The organism is Pseudomonas sp. MLB6B (assembly GCF_054508135.1).
In genome coordinates, this window is sequence record NZ_CP199313.1 from 1,314,779 (window position 1) to 1,338,993 (window position 24,215).

General features: G+C 65.6%; 16 protein-coding genes. 11 read left to right on the forward strand and 5 right to left on the reverse strand.

Annotation, left to right across the window (positions count from 1 at the left end):
* The first annotated feature begins 35 nt into the window (after window positions 1-35).
* The 11 genes from ACSMEV_RS05720 to ACSMEV_RS05770 all read left to right on the forward strand — a co-directional run bounded on the left by ACSMEV_RS05720 (window position 36) and on the right by ACSMEV_RS05770 (window position 15,007).
* Window positions 36-479 carry a hypothetical protein gene (locus ACSMEV_RS05720; protein ID WP_459207581.1) on the forward strand — a complete coding sequence of 148 codons (444 nt, stop codon included), beginning with the start codon at window positions 36-38 and terminating at the stop codon, window positions 477-479.
* Window positions 480-597: 118 nt separating this feature from the next.
* A complete protein-coding gene (locus ACSMEV_RS05725; RefSeq protein ID WP_459207582.1) occupies window positions 598-882 on the forward strand; it encodes a hypothetical protein in 285 nt (94 codons plus the stop codon).
* A 295-nt stretch (window positions 883-1,177) separates the two neighbouring features.
* On the forward strand, window positions 1,178-1,723 hold the full coding sequence (locus ACSMEV_RS05730) for a fimbrial protein (protein ID WP_296269255.1): 546 nt from the start codon (window positions 1,178-1,180) through the stop codon (window positions 1,721-1,723).
* Between the two features lie 86 nt (window positions 1,724-1,809).
* Window positions 1,810-2,565: a fimbrial biogenesis chaperone gene (locus ACSMEV_RS05735; RefSeq protein ID WP_459207583.1), complete on the forward strand. Its 756-nt coding sequence runs from the start codon at window positions 1,810-1,812 to the stop codon at window positions 2,563-2,565.
* Window positions 2,549-5,140: a fimbria/pilus outer membrane usher protein gene (locus ACSMEV_RS05740; protein WP_459207584.1), complete on the forward strand. Its 2,592-nt coding sequence runs from the start codon at window positions 2,549-2,551 to the stop codon at window positions 5,138-5,140. Before ACSMEV_RS05735 ends, ACSMEV_RS05740 begins: the two co-directional genes overlap by 17 nt.
* On the forward strand, window positions 5,137-6,489 hold the full coding sequence (locus tag ACSMEV_RS05745; protein ID WP_459207585.1) for a fimbrial protein: 1,353 nt from the start codon (window positions 5,137-5,139) through the stop codon (window positions 6,487-6,489). Before ACSMEV_RS05740 ends, ACSMEV_RS05745 begins: the two co-directional genes overlap by 4 nt.
* Complete coding sequence (locus tag ACSMEV_RS05750) at window positions 6,479-7,198, forward strand: fimbrial biogenesis chaperone (RefSeq protein ID WP_459207586.1); 720 nt, start codon at window positions 6,479-6,481, stop codon at window positions 7,196-7,198. Before ACSMEV_RS05745 ends, ACSMEV_RS05750 begins: the two co-directional genes overlap by 11 nt.
* A gap of 82 nt (window positions 7,199-7,280) precedes the next feature.
* Window positions 7,281-10,115, forward strand: a complete 2,835-nt coding sequence (locus ACSMEV_RS05755; protein ID WP_459207587.1) for an ATP-binding protein — start codon at window positions 7,281-7,283, stop codon at window positions 10,113-10,115.
* Window positions 10,112-11,311, forward strand: a complete 1,200-nt coding sequence (locus ACSMEV_RS05760) for an EAL domain-containing response regulator (protein WP_459207588.1) — start codon at window positions 10,112-10,114, stop codon at window positions 11,309-11,311. The genes ACSMEV_RS05755 and ACSMEV_RS05760 overlap by 4 nt, the downstream gene beginning before the upstream one ends.
* 109 nt (window positions 11,312-11,420) lie before the next feature.
* Window positions 11,421-14,345: a hybrid sensor histidine kinase/response regulator gene (locus ACSMEV_RS05765; RefSeq protein WP_459207589.1), complete on the forward strand. Its 2,925-nt coding sequence runs from the start codon at window positions 11,421-11,423 to the stop codon at window positions 14,343-14,345.
* A 14-nt stretch (window positions 14,346-14,359) separates the two neighbouring features.
* Window positions 14,360-15,007: a response regulator gene (locus tag ACSMEV_RS05770; protein ID WP_459208294.1), complete on the forward strand. Its 648-nt coding sequence runs from the start codon at window positions 14,360-14,362 to the stop codon at window positions 15,005-15,007.
* Between the two features lie 91 nt (window positions 15,008-15,098).
* On the opposite strand, the gene ACSMEV_RS05775 is transcribed toward ACSMEV_RS05770, so the two are convergent.
* The 5 genes from ACSMEV_RS05775 to ACSMEV_RS05795 form a co-directional block, all read right to left on the reverse strand.
* Window positions 15,099-15,932, reverse strand: coding sequence for a hypothetical protein (locus tag ACSMEV_RS05775; RefSeq protein ID WP_459207590.1), 834 nt, complete (start codon window positions 15,930-15,932; stop codon window positions 15,099-15,101).
* Window positions 15,933-15,987: 55 nt separating this feature from the next.
* Window positions 15,988-17,820, reverse strand: a complete 1,833-nt coding sequence (locus ACSMEV_RS05780; protein WP_459207591.1) for a hypothetical protein — start codon at window positions 17,818-17,820, stop codon at window positions 15,988-15,990.
* 12 nt (window positions 17,821-17,832) lie between these two features.
* Window positions 17,833-19,401, reverse strand: a complete 1,569-nt coding sequence (locus ACSMEV_RS05785) for an OmpA family protein (RefSeq protein WP_459207592.1) — start codon at window positions 19,399-19,401, stop codon at window positions 17,833-17,835.
* A gap of 491 nt (window positions 19,402-19,892) precedes the next feature.
* Entirely contained in the window at window positions 19,893-21,617 is a 1,725-nt protein-coding gene (gene poxB, locus ACSMEV_RS05790; RefSeq protein ID WP_459207593.1) for a ubiquinone-dependent pyruvate dehydrogenase, read from the reverse strand.
* A gap of 217 nt (window positions 21,618-21,834) precedes the next feature.
* Window positions 21,835-23,808: a methyl-accepting chemotaxis protein gene (locus tag ACSMEV_RS05795; protein WP_459207594.1), complete on the reverse strand. Its 1,974-nt coding sequence runs from the start codon at window positions 23,806-23,808 to the stop codon at window positions 21,835-21,837.
* Window positions 23,809-24,215 lie beyond the last annotated feature (407 nt).

Here is a 24,215-nt window from a genome sequence, read left to right on the forward strand (position 1 = left end):
AATGCAGCCCATCTGACTTTCGAGGATCGAAGCACATGTTGACCTACCGCAAATGGGCCGCCGCCCTGATCGCCTCCCTGGCCCTGTTGAGCAGCCTGGCCCACGCCGAAGATCGCCCACCGGTGGCCGACAAGGTCGTGGCCTACGCTGGCGAGCACGGCGTGAAGGTCTGGACCCTGCGCATCGGCGAGCGTAGCGCCAACGAAGCGCTGGTGCAGGTCGAGGGCGTGGACAACGACTGGAACATGCGCATCCAGAAGATGAAGGTCGAGAAAACCGATAAGCGTACCTCCTACTTCACCACCGTCGACGGCAAACCGTTCGCAGCCTTGCTCATCCAGGGCCCGGACAGCTGGAGCCCCAGCGAGCTGTACCTGCCGGGTGAGTCGCAGGTGATCAGGCTCGCGTACTCGGACGGCTTGTCGGAAGCGGGGAATGCGCAGGCGTTTTTGACCGATTATCTGAATCAGAAAGAGTGATCGCCCGGCGATTGACGCGCTGATGGGCGTTCCTGCCGAGTAGGTAATGCTGCCGTGTCCGGTTGTTCGGGCACGGCAGTTTTCGTTACGGACCGGATGTTTTCGGAGAAGCGAGGCGATGGGCCAGGATTTGATTCGTCACTTTTTAGCGGTCTTCTTCACAGAAGAAGCCGGTTTAACGGAAGCACAAGCCATCGAAGGTTTTCTAGCGGCGCTGGCCGCCAGCGGCAGAAAGGAAGAGTTGCATTGCGATCTGATCGACATGTTCGAAGATGAGGACACCGCTTGGCGAACACTGCTGTGGAACGGGGAGTATCAGGTGAAAGCCTTCGCGTGCGAGGCACAGGCCAAAGCCTATGTCAGAACGATACTGTGGGAACCATTGTTCTGGCCGCAGCGGTGATCACCGCCTAGCGGGTCAGCGTGTTACGGAACGTTCGGCAGGGGCTGCACCATCCTGTCGCCCTGTGCGCGTCAGCCGTCGAGCTGATCGACAGTCCCTGGCCATTGGTTTTACACCTGCGCAAGCGGTGGGCCACAGGCAGCCAACAGTGAACGTAAACAGGCCCTTGTCGCTACAAGGGCACGGGCCTGCTGCAACCCGCTAGTGGCCCTTTGAGATCTGTCTTAAATACCCCGCTGCCGGGAAATCGCATCCTGTGTGCATCTACTCACCCAGAGCACACCAGGAGCCTGACATGACCCTTCGCGCCACTGCATTCGCCTTCGCGGCCTTCATCGCCGCCTCTGGCCACGCTTGGGCCGCCAACACCATCAACTTCAGCGGTGAAGTCACCGACCAGACCTGCTCGGCGGTCGTGGACGGCAACACCGACCCGACCGTGGTGCTGCAAAGCGTTCCGGTCAGCGCCTTGAACGGCACGGTTGGCAAGACTGCGGGCGAAACCAGCTTCACGCTGCGCTTGACCGGTTGCGTGGCCCCGACCAGCACCAGCGAGCACTTCACCGCCGTCTTCCAGGCCACCAACCCCACCAGCGCCGGCAACCTGACCAACACCGCCAGTGGCGGCGCCAGCGGCGTGGCGCTGCAAATGCTCGCGGCCCCCGGCGGCACCAAGCTGGACCTGGCGGGCAACGCCGCCGTGGAAGCCGGCGACATCGTCCTGGCCAGCGGCCAGAGCAGCGCCAGCCACGACTACGCGGTGCAGTACGTGGCCGAAGCCGCCACCGTCACGCCCGGCCCGGTACTGGGCTCGGTCACCTACACCCTGCGCTACGAGTGACCGCTCGGCACCGCGCACGGTGCCGGCCCCCTTTCGAACCCGACCGCTGCGTCTCCAGACGCGGCGGCCCCACCTGGCGACGACCGATGAACACGCTCTCCCTGCATCCACTGCGCGCTGCGGCGGCCACGCTTGCCTTGCTGTTGGGCGTGGCCGGCCTGCCTGCGGCCCACGCCAGCGTCGTGGTCACGGGCACCCGGGTGATCTACCCCGGCGATGCCCGCGAGAAGACCCTGCAACTGACCAACGAAGACGCCTTCCCGAACGTCGTGCAAGCCTGGGTCGACATCGACGACCCGGCGTCCAGCCCCGACACGGCCGATGCGCCGTTCATGGTCAACCCACCCGTGTCGCGCATGGCGCCCGGCAGCGGGCAGAGCTTGCGCCTGGTCTACACCGGAAGCGGTCTGGCGCAGGACCGCGAGTCGCTGTTCCATCTGAACGTGTTGCAGATTCCGCCGCGCAACATGGCCAACGCCGACCGCAACCAGATGCTGCTGATGCTGCGCAATCGGCTCAAGCTGTTCTATCGCCCGGCCGGCATCGCCGGCAGCGTCGATGCGCTGCCCGAGCAGTTGCACTTCCAGCTGCGTCAAGAAGGCGGGCGGTGGTACGTCGAAGTCAGGAACGACAGCGGCTTCCATGCCTCCTTCGGCAGCGCGGCATTGCACATGGGCGAGCGCACGCTGGTGCTCGACGCCAAGATGGTGCCGCCGATGAGCAGCGTACGCTGGGCACCTTCACCCCTGGTGGCACTGCCGGCCGGCACGCCGCACTTGCACGCGCAGCTGATCAACGATTTCGGCGCGCGTATCGATATCCGCCATGATCTGCCGCGTTGAGTGCCATCCTTCCTGGCCACGGCACCTGCTGCTGGGCGGTGTCGCGCTGTTGCAGGCGGGGTTGGCCGGTGCGCAGCCTGTGTACCAGTTCGACGACGACCTGTTGATGGGGTCGAGTCTGGCCGGTGGGCAACTGACGCGTTTCAACCGCGCCGATCGAGTCGATCCGGGGCGCTACCACGTCGACCTGTACGTCAACGGCCGCTCCGCGCACCGCGGTGAGGTCGAGTTTCGTGAGCAGCGCGGTACCGTGCAGCCCTGCCTGAGCGAGCGCTTGCTCGACCACACCCTGGGCGTGAAAGCCAAGGCCCACGCCAAGCCCGACGCTTGCGTCGACCTGGCCGCGCGGCTGCCGGGTGCGACCTATACCTTCGACAGTGCCCGCCTGCGCCTGGACCTGTCGATTCCCCAGGCCTTGCTAGACCTCAAGCCGCAGGGCTATGTCGACCCACAGGAGTGGGATGCCGGGAGCAGCATGGCGTTCGTCAACTACGACGCCAACCTGTACCGCTCGCGTTACCAGACCGCAGGCAGCGGCCAGTCCGACTACGGCTACCTGGGGCTCAACGGTGGCCTCAACCTGGGGCTGTGGCGGCTGCGCCACCAGTCCAACTACACCTATTCGCGCTACGGCGGCACGGCCACCCAGAGCTGGAACCCTGTGCGCACCTATGCCCAGCGCGCCGTCCCAGGGCTGCGCAGCGAGCTGACCCTGGGCGACAGCTTCACCGAAGGCAACCTGTTCGGCAGCGCCGCCTACCGCGGGCTGCGCCTGGCGAGCGACGACCGCATGCTGCCCGATTCGCAGCGTCAGTACGCGCCACAGGTGCGCGGTACGGCCAGGGGCAACGCGCGCGTGGTGATCAGCCAGAACGGCCAGAAAATCCACGAAACCACGGTGGCGCCCGGTCCTTTCCTGATCGACGACCTCTACGGCACGGCCTACGACGGCGATCTGGACGTTCAGGTGATCGAGGCCGACGGCAGCGTGTCGCGCTTCACCGTGCCCTTCGCCGCCGTACCCGAGTCGATCCGCCCCGGCCTGTCGCGCTATTCGGCGACCTTCGGCCAGGTGCGGCAGGACGAGCGCAACCAAGGCGCTTTCGGCGAGCTGACCTACCAGCGCGGCCTGAGCAATGCGCTTTCGGCCAACCTCGGCGCCCGCGTCGCCGAAGACTACCTGGCGGTGCTGGGCGGTGGTGTATGGGCCACCCGTCAGGGCGCCTTCGGTCTGAACAGCACCTTCTCCAGCGCCACGGTCGAGAACCACCAGCGCAAGCAGGGCTGGCGCGTGGGCGTGAACTACAGCCGCACCTTCCAACCCACCCAGACCACCCTGACCTTGGCCGGCTATCGCTATTCCACTGAAGGCTACCGCGACCTGACCGACGCGCTCGGCGCGCGCCGCGCCGACGAGCAGGGGCAGGACTGGAACTCCAACAGCTTCAAGCAGCGCAACCAATTGACCTTGCTGGTCAACCAGAGCCTGGGCGACTACGGCAACCTGTACCTGTCCGGTTCGTCCAGCGACTACTACGACGGCAAAAGCCGCGACACGCAGCTGCAGTTCGGCTATTCCAACACCTGGCGGCAACTGAGCTACAGCCTGGCCTACTCGCGCCAGCAGACCACCTGGTACCGCGATACCGAGCGCCACTTCGACCCGGCACTGCCGCCCGACCTGAGCGAGCAGCACGGCAGTACCCGCAACAATGCGCTGACCCTCACGCTGTCGATGCCACTCGGCGCGTCCAGCCGGGCGCCGAACCTCACTTCGATGGTCGCCAGCCGCTCTGGCGACAGCCGCGGCAGCAGTTACCAGACGGGCCTGAACGGCACCCTCGGGCAAGACCGCAGCACCAGCTACGCCATTGCCGCCAGCCGCGACAGCGACGCACAGGGCAGCAACTGGAACGGCAACCTGCAGCAGCAGACCGCCCTGGCCACCCTCAATGCGGGCTACTCGCAAAGCGACAGCTACCGCCAGCTCAACGGCGGCCTGCGCGGCGCAGCGGTGGTGCATGGCGGCGGAATCACCCTGGGGCCTTACGTCGGCGATACCTTCGCCCTGGTCGAAGCCAAAGGGGCCAGCGGCGCGGCGATCCGCGGCGGGCAGGGCGCCCGCGTGGACCGCAACGGCTACGCCGTCGTGCCGTCGCTTTCCGCGTACCGCTACAACCCCATCGGGCTGGACCCGAAGGGGATCGACGAGGACGCCGAGCTGCTGGAGACCGAGCGCAAGGTCGCGCCCTATGCCGGCGCCGCCGTGCGCGTGCGCTTCAAGACCCTCACCGGCCACCCGTTGCTGATCCAGGCGCGGTTGGGCGACGGCTCGCCCTTACCCCTGGGCGCTGAGGTGTTCGACGACCAAGGCGTCAACGTCGGCATGGTCGGGCAGGGCAGCCAGGTGTATGCCCGCGCCCAGGGCGACCAGGGCCAACTGGACGTGCGCTGGGGCGAGCGCCGCGAAGACGGGTGCCGCCTGGCCTACGACCTCACCGCACAGGCCTCCTCTGCGCAACAGGCGCTGCGGCGCCTGCGCGCCATCTGCACACCTTTGGGACATGAACCATGAAACGCGCGCTGCGGCTGTTGCCGCTGATCCTCCTACCGCTCGGCCACGACGCGTGGGCCACCTGCTACCGCGTCACCACGGTCGGTTCGGCGACCACCACCGACCTGGCGTCGATCCGGCCGGGCGAAGGGACCGCCAGTGCCTGGATCGGCGCCTGCACGGGGGCCTGCAACGGCTCGATGGGGTTGCCCAGCGTCGTCAACGTCAGCGATCCGGGATTTCTGCCCTACCCGAGCCTGATCGCCAGTGCGGTCGCGCCTTTCACCCAGTACGGTGCCCCAGCCGGTTACGACCCTGAGCAGGTGCTGTTTCGCTGCGCCGCCAGCGACCCGGTCTACGAGATGTTTTCCACCAACGGCGACGACGTCTACAGCGGTTGGTTCCAGGGCGGCGACAGCGTCGGCAACTCCATCGGCCTGCAAGCGGCCTATCGCACGGCCTGGCCCAACGTGCTGCTGCGCTTGACCCATCTGGAAAGCGGGCAGTACTTCACCGATGTCTGGCGCGAGCGTCGCCTGACCGGGCTCGACATCGACTCGCGCGGCTACCAGCTGGTCAAGGCGAAGAACCTCAGCGCCGTGCGCGCCGAGCTGTTCAGCGCGCCCATCGACCCTACCTACAACTACTACAGCGCCACGGCTCCGTCGCAGTTGTACGGCTACCCGGAACCTGCGGCCTACATCGCCATCAAGGGCCCGGGCCTGAGCTACCCCACCGTGGGCCAGACCCACTACGGCAACTGGGCGGGCTGGTACGGCAACTGGCCCGGTTCGCTGGCGCTGTTCAACAAGGTCACGCTCAAGCGCTTTCCCACCTGTGCGGTGACCACCGTCACGCCGTACGTGGTGTTTCCGAGCATGTCGTTGAACGAGGCGAACGCCGGCGGTAGCCGCGAGCTGCCGTTCCAGGTGTCGTTCAAATGCCAGAGCGGTGTCGCCAATGGCACGACGGTCAATGCCACGGCGCTGGGGATCAAGGTGTCTACCGGCGCTTTGGCCGCTTCTTCCGCACTGGGGTTGCTGAACGCACAAGGTGGGCTGTCCTATCTGGTCTCCGACCGTTACGGGCAGTCTGGCATGGCCAAGGGGGTCGGCATCCGTCTGCTGCGCGACGGCAGCCCGATGACCCTCTTGGCCAACGAAGACTCGGCCAACGGCAGCGCCGCCCAGGCCCGCGGCTGGTACCCGGCCATCGGCGCCAGCGCCAACCAGACGGCCAACGCGAGCGGCGTCGCGTACTACACCGAAACCTTTCGCGCGCGCCTGGAAAAGCTCAAGGTCGGCACCCAGCCCGCCGTCACGCCGGGCCGCATCGAAGCGACCGCGCAGGTGGTCATCCGTGTCCAGTAAGCGCCTGGGTGGTGCGCTCATGGCGCTGCTGATGCTGGCGAGCGCCGACGCCTGGGCAGGCGTCACGGCCGAACGCACCCGGCTCGTCCTCATCGAGGGGCAGCGCGAAGCGTCCCTGGCGCTGGTCAACCAGAACGCCTACCCGGTGATCGTGCAGACCTGGATCGACGACGGCGCGCTGGAGGCCGAGCCCGATACCGCCGAGGCGCCTTTCATGCCCTTGCCTGCGGTGTTCCGCCTGGAGGCCGGGCAGCAACGCAGTGTGCGGGTGTTGGCCACCGGCCAAGCCCTGCCCGGCGACCGCGAATCCTTGTTCTGGCTGAACCTCTACGAGATTCCGCCGCAGGACAAGACCGAGCTGGCCGAGGGCCAAGCGCGCCTGACGGTGACCCTGCGCACGCAAATGAAGGTCATCTATCGCCCCAAAGCGCTCGAAGCCGATGCCGAACGAGCGCCCGAAGGCTTGCGTTTCACCTGGGCCGGGGACCGTGTGCAGGTGGACAACCCGACGCCGTACTGCATCACCCTGGCCGGCGTCAGCGTGCGCCACGGCGCGGGGCTCACGCCGCTGCCCGGCGAGACGCTGGCGCCTTTTTCCCAGCACCGGTTCGCGGTACAGGCGCCGCGCTTGGCGCGTGGCGATCAGGTGGAGTACCGATGGATCGACGATGGCGGCAATACCCAAGCGGCCACCGCGAGGCTGCGTTGAGCGCCATTGGCCGCGCTCGCGGGCAGGCACTTTTAAGATCCGTCTTATTCAGCCGCCGCCTTGGCCTCCCTAGGCTGCGTCGATGAACGTCGCCCGCCTGCTTCCCGCCGCCCACCGCAACCTCTCGACGCCGCTGACCGCGCGTACGTTGTTGCGGCTGTTCGCCTTCACCCTGGTGGCCGGTGTGTGCATCGGCGCCTACAGCTACCTGCGCCTGACCCTCAACCAGGAGATTTCACTGCACCGGCGCTACATGAACGAAGCGGTGTTCGATGCGCAGAGCTTTTTCGTCAGCCGCCAGACCCTGCTCAAGAGCCTGGGCCTCTCGACCGTGCGCCAACCGGACCCGGTGCAGGCCAAGATCAACAATGTGCCGGAGGAGGAGGTGCACTTGCGTTTGGGCAATGGCCGGGAGATCTGGAGCCTGTGGCTGACACGGCGGCTGCTCGACCACCTGAGCGCCAGCCAGGTCAACCTGCTCTACATCCCCCATGCCCGCGACGGGCGGGTGCAGCGTCTGTTCACCTCGGTTTCGGCGGGCGTAGCGGTATCCGCCACCGGGGCGATCGCGCAAGGGGTGCTGCAGCGGGTCCGCGAGGCCGACGACGACCCCGCCCAAGCGGAACTGTGGCTGACCGATTCAGGCCGGCTGGATTCGCCGTTGTACGTTTTCATCCGCATGGACGAGCGCGACCTGACGTCCGGCTGGCTGGGACTGGAGGTGGAAGGGCCCGACTTGATCAAGGCCCTGCAACACAAACAGGCCGGCGACTTCAAGCTGCTCGACGGCAACGGCCAGCTCATCGTCAGCAACGCCTTGCAGCGCCACCCGTCCGCCTTGTTGTCGAGCGACCTGCACGAGACCCACAGCTTCGGCTGGGAAGGGGGGCACTGGCTGCCCGAGCGCCTGACCATCCGCAAGCAGCTGGACTATTCGGGTTGGCAGATCGTCTACAGCCTGCAACTGCGCTCCTTGCTGCCGGCGCTGGCCATGCCGTTCGCCATCGCCGTGTTCGGTTGTCTGCTGACGACGCTGCTGATGGCCTGGTGGGTGCGGCGCATCGAACAGCGGCTCATCGCGCCGACTGCCGCGCGCATCGAAGCGCTGGTCGACAGCGAAGCGTTCTGCAGCGCCGTGATCCGTGTCGCGCCCGTGGCCCTGTGCGTGCTGCGCCGCAGCGACGGCGCCGTGGTCCTGGAAAATCCGCTGTCCGCGCAGTGGCTGGGGCAGGGCGAAGAACGCACGCGCCTGTGCCATGCCTGGGTGGACCGCGCCTTCGTGCTGGGCACCAGCAAGGGCACCACCGAGGAACAGCAAATGGCCGATGGCCGCCACCTGTACCTCAGTTACGCCGCCACCCGTTACCACGGTGAAGAGGTGCTCATCTGCGCCTTCAGCGACATCACCGAGCGCAAGTCCACCGAGTTGGCCTTGCAGCAGGCGCGTACCCTGGCCGATGCCGCCAACGAAGCCAAGACCCTTTTCCTCGCGACCATGAGCCACGAGATCCGCACGCCGCTGTACGGCGTGCTCGCCACCCTCGAACTGCTGGGGCGCACACCGCTCGATGACCGCCAGCGCGGCTACCTCGATGCCATCGAAGGCTCCTCGGCCACGCTGTTGCAGTTGATTTGCGACGTGCTCGAAGTGTCGAAGATCGAGGCCGGGCAACTGGCCCTGGAGCTGAGCGCGTTCTCGCCTCTGGAACTGACCGAGGACGTCATCCACAGCTATGCCGGCGCGGCGCACACCAAAGGTCTGCAACTGTTCGGCTTCCTGGAACCCGAGGTGCCGGTGCAGGTGATGGGCGATGCCACGCGTACGCGACAGGTGCTGGGAAACCTGCTGAGCAACGCCGTCAAGTTCACCGCCAGCGGGCGCATCGTGGTGCGCCTGGGCGTGGTCGTGCACGACCAGCGGCAGGTGTTGCGCTGGCAGGTGCTGGACACTGGCGAAGGCATTCCCGCCGCCGACCAGGCGCATCTGTTCGAACCCTTCTTCCAGAGCGGCGGGCGCACCAACGTAGTGGCCGGCACGGGGTTGGGCCTGTCGATCTGCAAGCGCCTGGTGGATCTGATGGACGGTTCCTTGCGGGTCTTCAGCGAGCCGGGGCTGGGCAGCAGCTTCGCCTTCAGCCTGCCGCTGGAAGCCATCGCCGAGCACAAGCAGCACACCTGGGTCGAGCCGTTGCACGACGAGTGGGTCTACGTCCATTGCGCTGTCGCCCAGGTGGCCGAACACGCTGCCGCTTGGCTGCGCCGCTGGGGCGCCCGCGCGCAGGTGGGCGTGCCCGACATGGCGCAGGTGCCCAGCGACGCCGTGCTGGTGGAACTGGGCATCGGCCCATCCATGCAGACCCTGTGGCCGCAATGGCCGGGCAAGTGCGTGCTGGTCTGCGCGGACAGCCACGGCCTGGTCAAGGTGTCGGAGCGGCGCTGGCACGTCGGGCTCAACAGCTTGCGCGCGCTGAACCAGGCGGTGGCCCAGGCGCAAGGCAGGCCGCCTGTACTCAGTGCCGGCGTGTCTGCCGCGCCGCGCGAGACGCGCCTGGACCTGCGTCTGCTGGTCGCCGAAGACAACGTGATCAACCAGTTGATCCTGCGCGACCAGCTCGAAGAACTCGGCTGCCATGTGGTGCTCGCCCGCGACGGCGTCGAGGCGCTGGCGCGCTGGCAGGAGGCGCCGTTCGACGTGGTCCTCACCGACGTCAACATGCCGCGCATGAACGGCTACGAACTGACCGAGCGTCTGCGCCAACTCGGATGCCGGGCGCCCATCGTCGGCGCCACCGCCAACGCCATGCTCGACGAAGCCGAGCGCTGCCTGGGCGCCGGCATGGATCAGTTCCTGGTCAAACCTTTCACGCTGCACGCGCTGTACCAGTGCCTGCAGCCCTACCAACGGAGCGCGATGTGACGGTCTATCGGGTTCTCATCGTCGAGGACCATCCCTTCCAATCCCGCTTGCTGGCGGCCTTGTTCGAAAGCGTGGGTGGCTTCGTCGTCGACGTCGCCTGGGATGGCGCTTCGGCTCTGCAACGCTTGGCGGCCGCGCCCGTCGACCTGCTGCTCACTGACCTGATGATGCCGCACATGGACGGTATACAGCTGATCCAGGCCCTGGCGCGCGTGCCTTGCCCGCCCGCGCTGGCGCTGATGAGCGCGGCCTCCCGGCGCATGCTGACCGGCGCCGGGCAAGTGGCCAAGAACCTGGGCTTGAGCGTAGTGGCCCTGCTGCCCAAGCCCCTGGACGAGCGCAACCTCGTCGAACTGCGCGAAAGCCTCGACGAGCGTGCCGAGCAGGCCCGGGCGTTTCGCACGCGGCCTACCGGTTGCCGGGCTGCCAGCACACTCGCCAGGGCGTTGGGCAACGGGGAGATCCAAGCCTGGTTCCAACCGAAAAAGGCCCTGCACGACGGTGGCATCGTCGGTGCCGAAGCCCTGGTGCGTTGGGTGCATCCGGCCGAGGGGCTGCTGATGCCGCGTGACTTTCTCGGCGATATCGAACGCGCCGAACTGGAAGTGCAACTGCTCACGCGCATGCTCGCGCACACCCTCACGGCACAGGCGCAGTGGGCCAGGATCGGCTACCCGCTGCCGGTGTCGATCAACCTGCCCACCCACCTGCTGGACCACGACGGCCTGATCGAGCGCTTGCTCGCCCAGGTGCGCTTGAGCCAAGCAGAACCCAGGCACATCACCTTCGAGCTGACCGAAACCTCCACCACACAGCATTCGAGTAACTACTACGCCGGTGCATGCCGCTTGCGCATGATGGGCTTCGGCTTGGCCCAGGACGATTTCGGCAAGGGCTACAGCTCCTACTTCAACCTGGTCTCCACGCCCTTCACGGAGCTGAAGATCGACCGCTCGCTGGTACACGGCTGCGCTGACGACACTCAGCAGGCCTCGGCGGTGCTGAGCATCGTGGAGTTGGGGCGCGAGCTGAACATGGTGACGGTGGCCGAAGGGGTGGAAACCTGCGCCGAACTGGACGTGCTGCGGCGCATGCAGTGCGACCACGTACAAGGATTCATCGTCTCGCCGGCCATCACCGCAGATGAAATCGTCACGCTGATCAGCGTGGAGCGTCCGCGATCGGTGTTATTGTAGATTTTTCCGCTAAAACGTTTCAGCTTTGAAGATGCTGCCCAGGTAGGGCGCTCGATGCGAGGACTTAACGCATCCGCTTCGCCATTCCACGATCAGGGCAACCGCATTCATGAAACACGCCAGTCTACGCCTGGATAAATTGGCGAAAAGCTCCCAACGCCTCAATAAAGCCTTGCTGCTGCTCAGTGGCTTGTTGCTGCTGCTGTCGAGCACCTGTTACTGGGCCACCTCGCGTTTGCTCGAGTCCGAGCAGCAGCGTGCGGCGTTCCACTTCGCCCGCATGCTCGAAATCGTCACCGAGCACGAGACCTTTCTGCGTGCCGTGTCGGGCATGGATGCGGCCCAGGCGTCTGCGGCCTCGCCGGTCCTGATCGCCGAGTCGCAGCAGGCGGGCCAGCGCACCTTGCTCAAAGCGCGCGCCTCCGAGCTGGCCTTGCCATTCTCCCTGGCCTACCAAGACACGCTCAAGCCGGGCGATCTGCACAGCGCCTTGGCCTGGGGCGCACGATTGGCCAATTACTTCGGCGATTTCTGGGCCGGTTCGTCCAACGTCTCGCCGCAGTTGTTCGTGCTGGCGCCCGAGGATCAGGCCAGTCTGGCCGTGCCTGCGGTCGGCCACCGTCGCCAGCACCTGCAATTGCCTGCGCCGCAATTCGAGCGTGTCGTCAGCCAGCTCCAGCAACTGACCGCCCGCCGACCTGGCCTGGTCGATCCGCGTGTGCACTGGGTCCGCGCCCCGGCGCGGCTGTATGAGGGCAACCACGCCATCGTGGCGGTGACGCGCCTGGACCCCAGGCGTGTCCTGCCCGGCGCTGCCGCGCGCGGCGACTTGGCCCTGGCCGCCGTGGTGGATACCTCGCGCGTGGACGAGTTCGATCGGGTGCTGCAGCTTTCGGTGCACAACCAGTTCACCCTGATTTCGCCGGAGGGCGAAACGGTGATGGGCGAGGCCAGCGATGTGGAACTCGCGCCCGTGGGTCTGAGCTTCGACAAGCACAGCCTGCGCTTCAAGATGGTCTCGGCCGGCGACGAGCGCTGGACCGGTCTGTACGCGATCACCTACCAGGAATTTCTGCGCTACGCGAAATGGCCACTGCTGGGCCTGGGCCTGACGGTCGTCGTCGCCGTGCTGGTCGCGCTGTGGATCAACCGCTGGTATCGCACGCGCATCGTCCTCCCGGCGCGACGCGCGCAAGACCGTCTGTTCGAAAGCGAAGCCTTCAACCGCAGCATGTTGCACAACGCGCCCGTGGGGTTGTTCGTGGTGGGCCGCAGCGATTTCCAGTTGCTGCTGGAAAACGAGCGTGCGGCCGAACTCGGCGGGACCGAAACCGTCACCCGCCTGCTGGTCGAGCACCACGGCGATCAGGCGCCGGGTGAGATGACGCTGCTGCTTCCGGGCCGTTACCTGCAAGTGGTGGTGGTCGCCACCCGCTACGAGGGGCAGGACGTGTTCCTTTGCGGCTGCAACGACATCACCCAGCAGGTGGCCGAGCAACTGCTGCTCAACCAGGCCCATCGCCAGGCGACCGCCGCCAACGAAGCCAAGACCGTGTTCCTCGCCACCATGAGCCACGAGATCCGCACGCCGCTGTATGGCGTGCTCGGCAACCTGGAACTGCTGGCCCTGACCGAGATGAGCGAGCGCCAGCGTCAGTACCTGGACGTTATCCAGAGCTCGTCGACGGTGTTGTTCCAGCTCATCAGCAACGTGCTCGACGTGTCCAAGATCGAGTCCGGGCAAATGGCGCTGGAGGTGGCCGCCTTCGACCCCGCGCAACTGGTCGAGGAAGCGGTCTTGGCCTTCACCGCCACCGCGCACAACAAAGGCCTGGAGATCGAGGCCGAGGTCGACCCGAGCGTGCCGAGGCAGATCGAAGGCGATGCCGTGCGCATCCGGCAGATCCTGCACAACCTGCTGAACAACGCGATCAAGTTCACCGAGTCGGGGCGCGTGCGCTTGCGCCTCATGGTGCAGGGCCGCACCGACCACCACGTGGCCCTGCAATGGCAGGTCACCGACACCGGCGTGGGGGTGCCCGAGGCGGCTCTGGGCGAGCTGTTCAAGCCGTTCTACCAAGTAGCGGCCGGGCAGGGCGGGTGTGGCGCGGGGCTGGGGCTGTCGATCTGCTCGCGCTTGAGCGAACTGATGGGCGGCAGCATGCGCGCCGTCAGCGAACCCGGCTTGGGCAGCAGTTTTTCCCTGCTGATCAGCATGCCCGTGGTCGATACGCCTAGCCCTGCGGAGGCTGCGCCGCTGGCGTGGTCGGGTACCGACGAGCCCTGCCTGAACGTGCGCGTGCTGGTGGCCGAAGACAACCCGGTCAGCCAGGCGGTGATGCGCGAGCAGCTCGAAGCGCTCGGCGCTCGACCCACCGTGGCGCGGGACGGGCAGCATGCCTTGCAGATCTGGCACGCGCAGCCCTTCGACCTGGTGATCACCGACATCAACATGCCGCGCCTGAGCGGCTACGAGCTGGCGCGGACCTTGCGCGCCCAGGGTGCCAGCGTGCCGATCATCGGCGTGACCGCCAATGCCCTGCGTGAAGAAGGGCAACGTTGCCTGGCGGTGGGCATGAACGCCTGGGTGGTCAAGCCCTTGAGCCTGGGCATGTTGCGCCAGGCCTTGCTGTCGCACTGCAAGCGTCGCAATCCCCTGGCGCCGATCACGCCGCCCGCGCCCACGCCTGTGGCGGTCGACGAATCGGGCCTGGACACCCAGGGCTGGATCGAGCTGTCCCCGCAGATGCGCCAATTGATGGGCGAAACCCTGCTGGCCGACATCGCCCAGCTCGAACAAGGTGTGCAGCACGCCGACTCGCTGGCGTTGCAGCAACGTCTGCACAGGCTGTGCGGCTCGCTCGCGACCGTCAACGCCCAGCCGCTCTACCGCACCTGCCAGCACCTGGAAAACACCTTGCATGACGCCCCTCTGACCGACGCCCTGGCCAAGGACATCGACGCGCTGTGCACACGCCTGCTCGCTGTCGCCCGACGCCTGTTGGACCCTTCCCCATCGAGCCCCCGCCCATGAACCAAGCCTTGAACATGCGCCAACTGAACGTCGTCCTCGCCGACGACCACCCCATCGTGCTGCTGGGCGTGCGTGAGATCGTCCAGCGCGATCGGCGCTACTGCGTGGTCGGTCAGGCGGTCAGCTCGTCCGAGCTGATCGAGCAATTGCACGCGCACCGGCCCGAGGTGTTGATCACCGACTTCAACATGCCGGGCGATGCGACCTATGGCGACGGCCTGAAGCTGATCGAATACGTCCTGCGCCACTTCCCCGCGACCCAGGTGCTGGTGCTGACGATGATCTCCAACAGCCTCATCCTGTCGCGTCTGCATGAGCTGGGTGTGGCCGGTGTGATCCAGAAGAACCACCTGCACGACGAAATCGAAAAGGCCCTGAGCGCCATCGGCGCGCAACGCCGTTACCAGAGCCCGGCGCCCGAAGCGAGCTCGGTGGTCCGCCACCGCGAGCAGGTCGAGGCGCGCTTCGCGCAACTGTCGCCGCGCGAGGTGGAAGTGCTGCGGCTGTTCGTCGGTGGCCTCAGCGTCAGCGACATCGCCCGGCACCTGTCGCGCAGCAACAAGACCGTCAGCGCGCAGAAGGTGTCGGCCATGCGCAAGCTGGAGGTGGAGACGGACCAGGCGTTGCTGACGTATTGCATCGAGGCGCGGTTGTTTCAATAGGCCGCGTCATCTGATGCCTGTCAAAGGATGCCGGCAAGCCCCGTTCGCAAGGTCGAACAGGGCGTCGCGCAGCGCCTGACCCGTCGCTCGTCTACTCGACGGCCGACGTCAGCTCAGGATTGCCAAAGCCTGCGAGCGTGGCGTTCGACTCCTTGAAGTAGGTGCTCCAGAACTGTTCCAGATTCTGGATCATCTTGCCGCTGCGGTAGCCATTCTTCGCGGTGGTCGGGATGAAGGCTGCGCCGTGCACGTAGACGCGCGCGCCGCTGAAATCGCCCAGCAAGTGTTGCTTCTCGACCTTGGCGATTTCGACCTTCGGATCGATCTGACGGATGCCATTGGCCTGGTAGAAGCTGGCGAAATCGCTGTACTCCAGCATGTCGGACATCACCAGTACGACATGCTCGTCGACGCCTTCGGCCTTGGCCATGTCTTCGCCCACGGCCTTGAGGCTGAACAGGATTTCACTGCGCGGAATGTCCGAACTCGACTTGCCCATGGTGGCGGCGAAGGCCTTGCCGAAGCCCTTGAACAGCTGCGCGGGTTGGTTCTTCAGGCAGGACTGGAATTTACGCGCAGCCATCATCGGTACGCTGCCCAACACCTTTTCGTCGATCGGCCGCTCCAATTCGCCGGCATAACGCAAGCGGGTGTAGTGGCCTTCGAGGTAGGCGCTGAAGGCGTACAGACGAATCTTGTCGCCTGGCTGCATGAAGCGCTTGATGTGGCCCCAGGCCGTGCGTTGCAGGTCTTGGGTCAGGGGGGTGGTCTGGTCCACGACCACGGTCAGCATGCGGCCGGACGGCGCCGTGCGGAACTCGTCGATGCGGGCTTGGGCGTAGCAGCTGGGCACGTCGTTGCGCTCGGCCGCCAGCAGCGCGGTGGGCGCCAGCAGTAGCGCCAGCGCCAGGCTCTTGAAGTTCATGGTGCCTCCGGAAATGGGGTAGGCGGCTGCGCGAGGACGCAGCCGCTCGGTCGGGCTAGACGCTTTGCTTGACCATCAGTTGCAGGCGGCGAGCGCGCTTGATGGTGTCGAGGTCGGTGCCTTTGGTGGTGGCCACGAAGGCCAGGTCGTCCTCGTGGAACTCGGTCAGGTCACCGAACTGGTGCGGGTCGAAACCACTGGCTGCTGGCGCTGCGGGCGCGGCTGCCACAGGTACCACCGGCGGCGCGGGCGGCGCCTGCACGACGGCCAGCACCGGCTGGGTTTCGACGGGCACGTTCACTTGCACGGCCACGGTAGGTGCCGGTGCCGCCGTCGCCACGACCGGTGCCAGGAAGGTTTTCGCCACGCTGCGGAACGTATCGCGAAGTTGGAACAGGGCCGGGTCGTCGATCTGGTTCAGGCGTGGCAATGCGACGCGAATGATTTCATCGATCCGCGCAGCGTCGTTGTTGGCGATCGCAGCGTTCAGGTCGGCGGTGGACTTCTTGATGTAGTTTTCCAATACCGCCCGGCTGTCTTTACCGAGCTGATCGGCAATGGCTTTCTGGTCGGCCCAGGCCTTGCCCGCATCCTGCTCTTCGATGAAGCGGTTGAAGGTGCGGCGCACGTTGTCCGTGCGTAGTGCCTCGCGATCGCCGCCTTTGACGCGGAACCGTGCCAACTGCAGCGCCTGCAGCTTGCCGAGGGCCGATTGGGCGTCGTTGGCGACGCTGCGGGCCTTGGCCTGATGGTAACGCGTGAACTCGCTGGCGCTGGAGAACTTGTGCACCAACTCCCAGGCCTTGCGCGAGTAAGTGCCGGCGAAACCGTAGGTGTAGGCCAGGAAGGTCGAGGTGAACTGGATGAAAATGAACAGCGCGCTCAATACCGCGAAGGTCACGAGGCTGGCGCGGTGCAGCGCATCGATCTGGTCCTGGGCAGATTTGCCGGCGGTATCGTTGGCGATGGACTGCATCTCGCTCGGCAGGGGGAAGTCGTCCTCGCTGCTGGCCGGGAAATCGTCGGCGCCTTGCGAGACGGCCGGCGGGTTGGCGATCAGTTCGGCTTCCTGCGCGTTGAGGGTCTCGGTCCGCACCCAGAACGCCGCGACGGCCAGGATGACGATGAATAGGGCATAGCCGATCACGATGCCGTAGCGCTTGGCCGGCATGGCGCCGTCCTGCGGCACCTTCACACGGTTGAGCATGCGCTGGTACTCGGGGCGCTCATCGTCGATGTAGGTATTGTCGATGGTCACGATGTCACGCGAGATCATGTCGCCATCGGCGCCTGCGTGGCGCAGTTCCTCGTAGCCCATGATCTTGCTGACGATGTTGTTGAGGTAGAGCTGACGGCCCGCGAACTCGGACAGGAACACACCGATGATCGAGATCACCAGGCCGATGCCGAATGCGCCCGCCACTGCGGTATCGGGGGTGGCGAGCGTCAGCGCGAAGGGCGCGAGCGCGTAGCCGAACGCCGTGGCCTCGATCAGCATCAGGACGATGATGATCGCCCACATGGCGAAGCCCTTTTCCTTGCGGTTGTCCTCGCCGATCTTGCCCAGGTAGTCCTGGCAGCGCTTGAAATGCGCTTCGGACGGCTGGTGGTCGCGGTAGTAGGTTTCGTATTTCAGGTTCAGTTGGTTTTCCGACTCGTAGAAGCCGACGGCGTCAGGGTTCTTCGGCGTCGGCTGCTCCTTGGAGCCCGGATTCTTGACCCAGTGCGCCAGGTAGCCGACCCAGGGGACGTTGATGCGCGCCTTCATCAGGGCGTAGCGCACCTCGTACCAGTGGATGATGATCGGGATGGCCAGGAACGTCAGCAGGACGATGGGCAGGACGACATGCCAGTAGTTGGCGAAAAACGTCTGGATGGTTTCGAGCATGGATACTTCTCCTTAGCCGCGCTTCTGCGGTCGGAACTGCGCCACATAGGCGTCACCCTGTTTCGGGTAGTAGATTTCGCCGGCCACCGCGTTGCCTGCGCGTTTGTCGAACACGATGTCCATGCAGGACACCGGGGCGCGCTTCTGGTCGAGCGCGAACACGCGGTAGAGCACCTGGGTCTCGCCTTCGTAGGTGTTGGCGACCGACTTGAAGGTGGCCGAGTCCTGCTTGTCGGCCGTACCGACGTTCGAGGTGAACTGCATGAGCGGGGCCCCGGCGGCCGCACCGGTGCCGCGCAGCACCGCAACCGGGCCTACGGCGGCCACGTGGCCGTTGACTTTGCTTGCCCACACGCCGCCGTTGAGGCCCGGCAGGAAGTCGATGGTCGAGTAGTCCTTCAGCGCGGTGCCGGTGGCCAGGTTCTTCACTTCGCCCTGGATCCGCGGCAGGTCACCCACGCACGAGGTGGCAGGCGCGTCGGCATATGCCGGGGTGATCAGGGAAAAGGTCGAGCGCTTGGGCTGAATGCTCGACGCCAGCATCGAGGTGGTCGTGGTGACGGGCTTACCGCCAAAATCGATACCGCCTTTGCCTGCCAGTTGCACCACGGTCTCTGGCGCTGCGGCGGTGGAAGTGGCGGGGGCCTTCTCGCTGACCGCTGGGGCGGGCGCCTTGGCAGGTGTGCTCGCTGGCCGTTTCGCTGTGGTGGCGACGCGCGGGGTCTTGGCTGCGGTGTCAGGCTTTGCGGTGGCTTTTTTGGCCTTGGGCTTGGCCGTGCCGTTGGACGCGACGGCGGTGCCGTGGGTCAGGTACTTGGCGCTGGAGCGCTCGTCACGCACGCGTTGCGCCAGGACCTGCTCGTTGTCGACTTCGACGATCTCGACCCGGCGGTTCTTCGCCCGGCCGGCATCGGTGGCGTTGTCTGCCACAGGCCGTGCGGAGCCCGCACCCTGGAAGAAGATGTCCTGCTTGGGAACGCCAATCGCGGCCATCATGTCGGCGACGGTTTGGGCGCGTTGCTCGGACAGCCTCTGATTGATCTCGGCACCGCCCGAAGCGTCGGTATGGCCGACCACCAGGAGCTTCTTGGCGGGCGTTCCGCGCTGAGTGGCGGCGCGATCGCGGGCGAACTCCTGCGCCATCACGCTCAGTTTGCGGTAGCCCTCGCTGGTAAGCGTCGCCGAGCCCGAAGGGAACATTTCGGCGACTTCGATCTGGGCCTCCACGCCGACGGATTTCGTCCGGCCGCGGGCATCGACCATCTGCACTTCCCGCACGTCGGCGGTCAGGCCCTGTTGGGCCGCCACCGCCTTCAGACGATCGACGCGCTGCTTGTACGCATACAGACCCGCACAGCCCACCGCTCCGCCAGCGACGGCGCCGGTGGCAATCTGTTTGCCGTTGCCACCGGCGGCCGCGACGATGGCGCCGACGGCGAGCGAACCGATGACGGCGCCGGCACCACAGGCAAACCCGTCGGAGCGGTCGCCCAGGGTCTTGTCGATCGTCGCGCACCCACTCAGGCCCACGGCGATCGCCGTGGCGAGCACTGTGCGCTGCATTGTTTTCGTGTTCAGCATTCCCTTCCTCTTCCTTCGGCCCAAACCGGGCGAATACCAGCGTTTGCGCTGAAACGGTCGCAGCGTCGGCCATGATTTTCGTGTGTGGATGGCGCCGCGACGGCGTCATCGGACGTTCATGCTCTGGAGGCACCGGCCGAATCGACCCTGCGCAGCCGATTCGCTCAAGGCGTGATCGAGTGCGTGCGTACGACAGGAGGGGAGGTAGAAAGCGACTCCATGCTCTGTGCTATGCGCCGTCCAGGGCGGTACGTGGCAGTTTGCTACCTTACTGTTTCAGTAACCGGATGTGAATAAGTACGTCAGAACATCGAGAGGCCAGCCTCCAGACGTCAGGCGTCGACCTCAGGCCGAATGAGCGTGGGGATTCTACGCGTAACTTGGGCGCGATGTTTCTGTCTTTGCAGGGGCTGTGCGAACGCCTCAACGCAAAGGCCCGCAGACGCTGCCTGCGGGCCGAAAGGCCGGTCGCACACCGGCCGGCGAGGCCGCTAGCGCAGCAGATTGGTCTTGGCCAAGTCGAACACCTCGTCACCGCGCCCGCTCATCACCGCCTTGAGCATGTACAGGCTGAAGCCCTTGGCCTGCTCCAGCTTGATCGTCGGGGGCATGACCAGCTCCTGGGTGGCGGTGACCACGTCCACCAGCACCGGGCCATCGTGCGCCAGGGCGCGGCGCAGGGCGTCTTCCAGGTCTTCCGAGCGCTCCACACGAATGCCCAGGATGCCCATGGCGTTGGACATGGCGGCGAAATCGGGGTTGCGCAACTCGGTGCCGGTGTCGAGGTAGCCCGCCGCTTTCATTTCCATCGCAACGAAGCCCAACGAGGCATTGTTGAACACCACCACTTTCACCGGCAGTCGCAGCTGCGAAAGGGAGATGAAATCGCCCATCAACATGCTGAAACCGCCGTCGCCGCTCATGGAGATGACCTGACGGCCCGGGAAGGCCGCCTGCGCACCCATGGCCTGTGGCATGGCATTGGCCATCGAGCCGTGGTTGAACGAACCGACCAGGCGACGCTGCCCGTTCATCTTCAGGTAGCGGGCCGCCCAGACGGTGGGCGAACCGACGTCGGCGGTGAAGATCGCATCTTCGCTGGCCAGCTCGCTGAGCAGGCGTGTGACGTATTGCGGATGGATCGGCCGGTCGCCCTTGGATGGCACCGCCAGATCGTCCAGGCCCTGGCGGGCCTTGCCGTAGGCTTTCAGCGCGTCGTCGAGGAAGCGCCGGTCGGTCTTGCGCGTCAGGCGTGGCAGCAGGGCATCGAGGGTTTCGCCGACGTCGGCGGCGATGCCCAGCGACAGCGTGGCGCGGCGGCCCAGCGCCTGCGGGTCGCGGTCGACCTGCACGATCTTGGCGTCGCTCGGGAAGAACTGCCGGTAGGGGAAGTCGGTGCCCAGCATCACCAGAGTCTCGCAGTCCATCATCGCGTGGTAGCCGGAGCTGAAGCCGATCAGGCCCGTCATGCCGACGTCGAAGGGGTTGTCCCACTCCACGTGTTCCTTGCCGCGCAGCGCATGCACCACCGGCGCGCCAAGCGCATCGGCCAAGGCCACCACGTGGTCATGCGCACCCGCGCAGCCGCTGCCACACAGCAGGGTCACCTTGTGGCTGTCTTGCAGCAGGTCGGTCAGGCGCTGGAGGTCGGCTTCGGCGGGCAGGATGCGTGGCTGCTGCAAGGCAGGCCACGCCGCCGGCTTTTCCTCGACCTCCAGCAGCGACACGTCACCGGGAATCACCACCACCGCCACGCCGCGGTTGAGGATCGCCGAGCGCATGGCGCGGTGCAGCACCTGCGGCATCTGCGCCGGGTTGCTGACCAGCTCGATGAAGTGGCTGCATTCCTTGAACAGTTCCTGCGGATGGGTTTCCTGGAAGTAGTTCAGGCCGATCTCCGTAGAGGGGATCTGCGCGGCGATGGCCAGCACCGGCACCCGGTTGCGGTGGCAATCGAACAGGCCGTTGATCAAGTGCAGGTTGCCCGGCCCGCAGCTGCCGGCGCACACCGTCAGCTCGCCCGTCACCGCCGCCTCGGCCCCGGCGGCGAAGGCCGCGACTTCCTCGTGGCGCACGTGCATCCACTCGATGCTGTCCATGCTGCGCAGGGCGTCGGTCAGGCCGTTGAGGCTGTCACCGGTGAGGCCCCAGATACGTTTGATGCCAGCTTGTTCGAGGGTGGAGGCCAATTGCTGGGCCATGTTGATCTTTGCCATGAAAACTCCAGGTGCGAATGTGAGCGATGGAGTAGTGACAGGCAGGCGGCAGGGGCTGTTCGTTTTTGTGCGTGAACGAATCGTCATGTGGCGTGGCACGTCCGTGGCTGCGCCGCAAAACCCGTGCGTACGCCGAGGGCTGCCTTCGCTCCGCCCGTCGAGCGCGAAGCGGCCGGCCCCTAGCGCGTCCACACACGCGCAGGTCTCGCAGGGTTTGTCAGTCCACCTTGAACCGCCCCACCAGCCGCTGCTGCTGCTCGGCCAGGCGCGCCAGTTCGCGGCTGGTGGAGGCCGTCTGCTCGGCCCCGGCGCTTACCTGGATCACCAGCATGCTGATGTCGTTGACGTTGCGATGGATCTCCTCGGCGACCTGGCTCTGCTGTTCGGCCGCCGACGCCACCTGGATGTTGCTGTCGCTGATGTTGGCCATGCCATCGGTGATCTGTTCGAGCAGTTCCCCTGCGCGCACGATGTTCCTCGCGCCTTCCTGGGCCTTGCCCAAGGTTTCCTGCATGGACAATGACGCCCGCTCGGAGCCCGATTGCAGGTTGGCGATCATGTTCTGGATGCTGACGGTGGAGTCCTGGGTCTTCTGCGCCAGATTGCGCACTTCGTCGGCCACCACGGCAAAGCCCCGGCCTTGCTCACCCGCACGCGCTGCTTCGATCGCGGCGTTCAGGGCCAGCAGGTTGGTCTGCTCGGCCACCCCACGGATGACGTCGAGCACCGAGGAGATCGAATCGCTCTCACCCTTGAGTTCGTCGATGATGGTCGCCGTCTGTGCCGCCTGCACTTCCAGCCCCTTGATCAGGCCGATGGTGTTGCCGATCTCGGTCTTGCCCTGCACGGTGCTGGCATTGACGCGCTGCGACATGCTGGCAGCGTCGGTGGTGCTGCGCGCCACGTCCTTGACCGTCGAGCTCATCTCGCTGATGGCGGTGACCACCTGATCGGTGCCCTGGCGTTGCTGCGCCACGTTGTTGCTGGTCTGCAGTGCTACCGCCGACGATTGCTCCGCCGCCGTGGCGACCTGCGCCGTGGCACTGCCGATCTCGGCGATCACCTCGCCGATCTGCATGACCATATTGTCCAGGTTGCGCGCGATCTCGCCGAACTCGTCCTTGCCGGTGTACTGGGTGCGGGCCGTCAGGTCACGGGTGGCCAGCGCCACCAGCGTGCGGTTCACATCCACCACCGCCACACGGATGTTGCGGATGATCAGCGACGCCAGCCACAACACCACGATCAGCATCAACACCACCATGGCGCCGGCCAGGTACATGCTGTGCTCGGCAGTGCTGCGCTGCGCGTCCGTCAGGCCCACCACGGTCTGCCCCAGCTCCGCCTCGACCTTGGCCATCATGTCGATACGGGTGGTGGCGAGGTTGAACCAGTCCTCCGGCTTGATGTTCAGCGGCTCGCCCAGGGGCGTGTCGAAGCCGAGTTTCTGCAGGCGCGCCACTTCCAGCGAGGCGGGCTGCTGCAATACGTCATCGAGCTTGGCTTTGAATTCGGCCGGCGCCCAGCGCTGGAAGGCCTCGAAGTAGCCGGAGAACTCGCCCATGTTACGGCTGAAGCGCGACAGCAGCGGCGCATCGAAGCGGTTCTGGTTGAACGCCAGCCCCAGCAGCACCCGCTCGCGGCCCGAGCGCTCCTTCATGTCCGCGAACTGGTTGAGCGAACTCAGGGCGCGCAGGATCTCCGGTTCTTCGATACTGGTTTCCAGCGTGTAGGAAAAGCCGATCAGGTTCTTGATCAAGTCGGTGAAGCGCGCACCGGACTCGACGTTGTTGATGGCCAACGTGTCGACGCTGCGGCGCAGGTCGGCCAGGTCGTTCAGCGCACGCAGCATCTTGTCCGGCGCAGGCAGCCCCGTCAGCGACTGGGCGCGCATCGCGCTCACCGTCTGGTCGGTTTCACCGCGCAGGCTGTGCAGTTTGTCCTGCATGGTCTTGCCGCCGCTGCCCAGAAACACGCCGCTGGCGCCGCGCTCACGCTGGATGGTGGTGACCACATCGCTCAATTTTCTGGCCGCGTTGGTGGCGTTCACGGCGCGGTTCATTTCGCTCAGGGTTTCGCGCTTGTCCGCGACATAAATACCTGCGAAGACCAGGAAGCCCAGGAGGGGAAATACCAGGATCAGTAACAGCTTTGCACTCAAAGGGGCATTTTTCAGCACGGCAGGCCTCATCAATTTTACGGTAGGTACAGCAACCTCGGGCGCACGTTCTGGAAGATCGACGTTTGATAGGCCGAAGCGAGTTTACAGAGGCCTGCCATGGCCGTTGGAATGTGTCCGTTTGAATGATTTCGGCTGCAATGGGCCAAGCTTGATGGGGCCGGTGCAACTTTATTTTGCTCCGGGGGTGGTATTCAAAGCGTCTGCCGTTGAAATCACAAACATGTTGAATCCGCGCGGCCGACGGCGACACTGACGATGAATAATAGTTCTTCAGGTTTTTCGCGTTTTCTTGAGAACCCTCAATCCCGCCCACGATCCTACCGGGCCTGAGTCTCCATGAGGACTTCGGGAGAGCGCTACAGGAGGTGGAGCGTTAATGAGTGGAAAGTTGAAGAATTCCATTTCAACGTAGGGGT

Excerpts from the sequence above, each read along its gene's own strand:
- ACSMEV_RS05720 (WP_459207581.1), top strand. The coding sequence starts at position 36 with ATGTTGACCTACCGCAAATGGGCCGCCGCCCTGATCGCCTCCCTGGCC.
- ACSMEV_RS05725 (WP_459207582.1), top strand. The coding sequence starts at position 598 with ATGGGCCAGGATTTGATTCGTCACTTTTTAGCGGTCTTCTTCACAGAA.
- ACSMEV_RS05730 (WP_296269255.1), top strand. The coding sequence starts at position 1,178 with ATGACCCTTCGCGCCACTGCATTCGCCTTCGCGGCCTTCATCGCCGCC.
- ACSMEV_RS05735 (WP_459207583.1), top strand. The coding sequence starts at position 1,810 with ATGAACACGCTCTCCCTGCATCCACTGCGCGCTGCGGCGGCCACGCTT.
- ACSMEV_RS05740 (WP_459207584.1), top strand. The coding sequence starts at position 2,549 with ATGATCTGCCGCGTTGAGTGCCATCCTTCCTGGCCACGGCACCTGCTG.
- ACSMEV_RS05745 (WP_459207585.1), top strand. The coding sequence starts at position 5,137 with ATGAAACGCGCGCTGCGGCTGTTGCCGCTGATCCTCCTACCGCTCGGC.
- ACSMEV_RS05755 (WP_459207587.1), top strand. The coding sequence starts at position 7,281 with ATGAACGTCGCCCGCCTGCTTCCCGCCGCCCACCGCAACCTCTCGACG.
- ACSMEV_RS05765 (WP_459207589.1), top strand. The coding sequence starts at position 11,421 with ATGAAACACGCCAGTCTACGCCTGGATAAATTGGCGAAAAGCTCCCAA.
- ACSMEV_RS05770 (WP_459208294.1), top strand. The coding sequence starts at position 14,360 with ATGCGCCAACTGAACGTCGTCCTCGCCGACGACCACCCCATCGTGCTG.
- ACSMEV_RS05775 (WP_459207590.1), bottom strand. The coding sequence starts at position 15,932 with ATGAACTTCAAGAGCCTGGCGCTGGCGCTACTGCTGGCGCCCACCGCG.
- ACSMEV_RS05780 (WP_459207591.1), bottom strand. The coding sequence starts at position 17,820 with ATGCTCGAAACCATCCAGACGTTTTTCGCCAACTACTGGCATGTCGTC.
- ACSMEV_RS05785 (WP_459207592.1), bottom strand. The coding sequence starts at position 19,401 with ATGCTGAACACGAAAACAATGCAGCGCACAGTGCTCGCCACGGCGATC.
- poxB (WP_459207593.1), bottom strand. The coding sequence starts at position 21,617 with ATGGCAAAGATCAACATGGCCCAGCAATTGGCCTCCACCCTCGAACAA.
- ACSMEV_RS05795 (WP_459207594.1), bottom strand. The coding sequence starts at position 23,808 with ATGAGGCCTGCCGTGCTGAAAAATGCCCCTTTGAGTGCAAAGCTGTTA.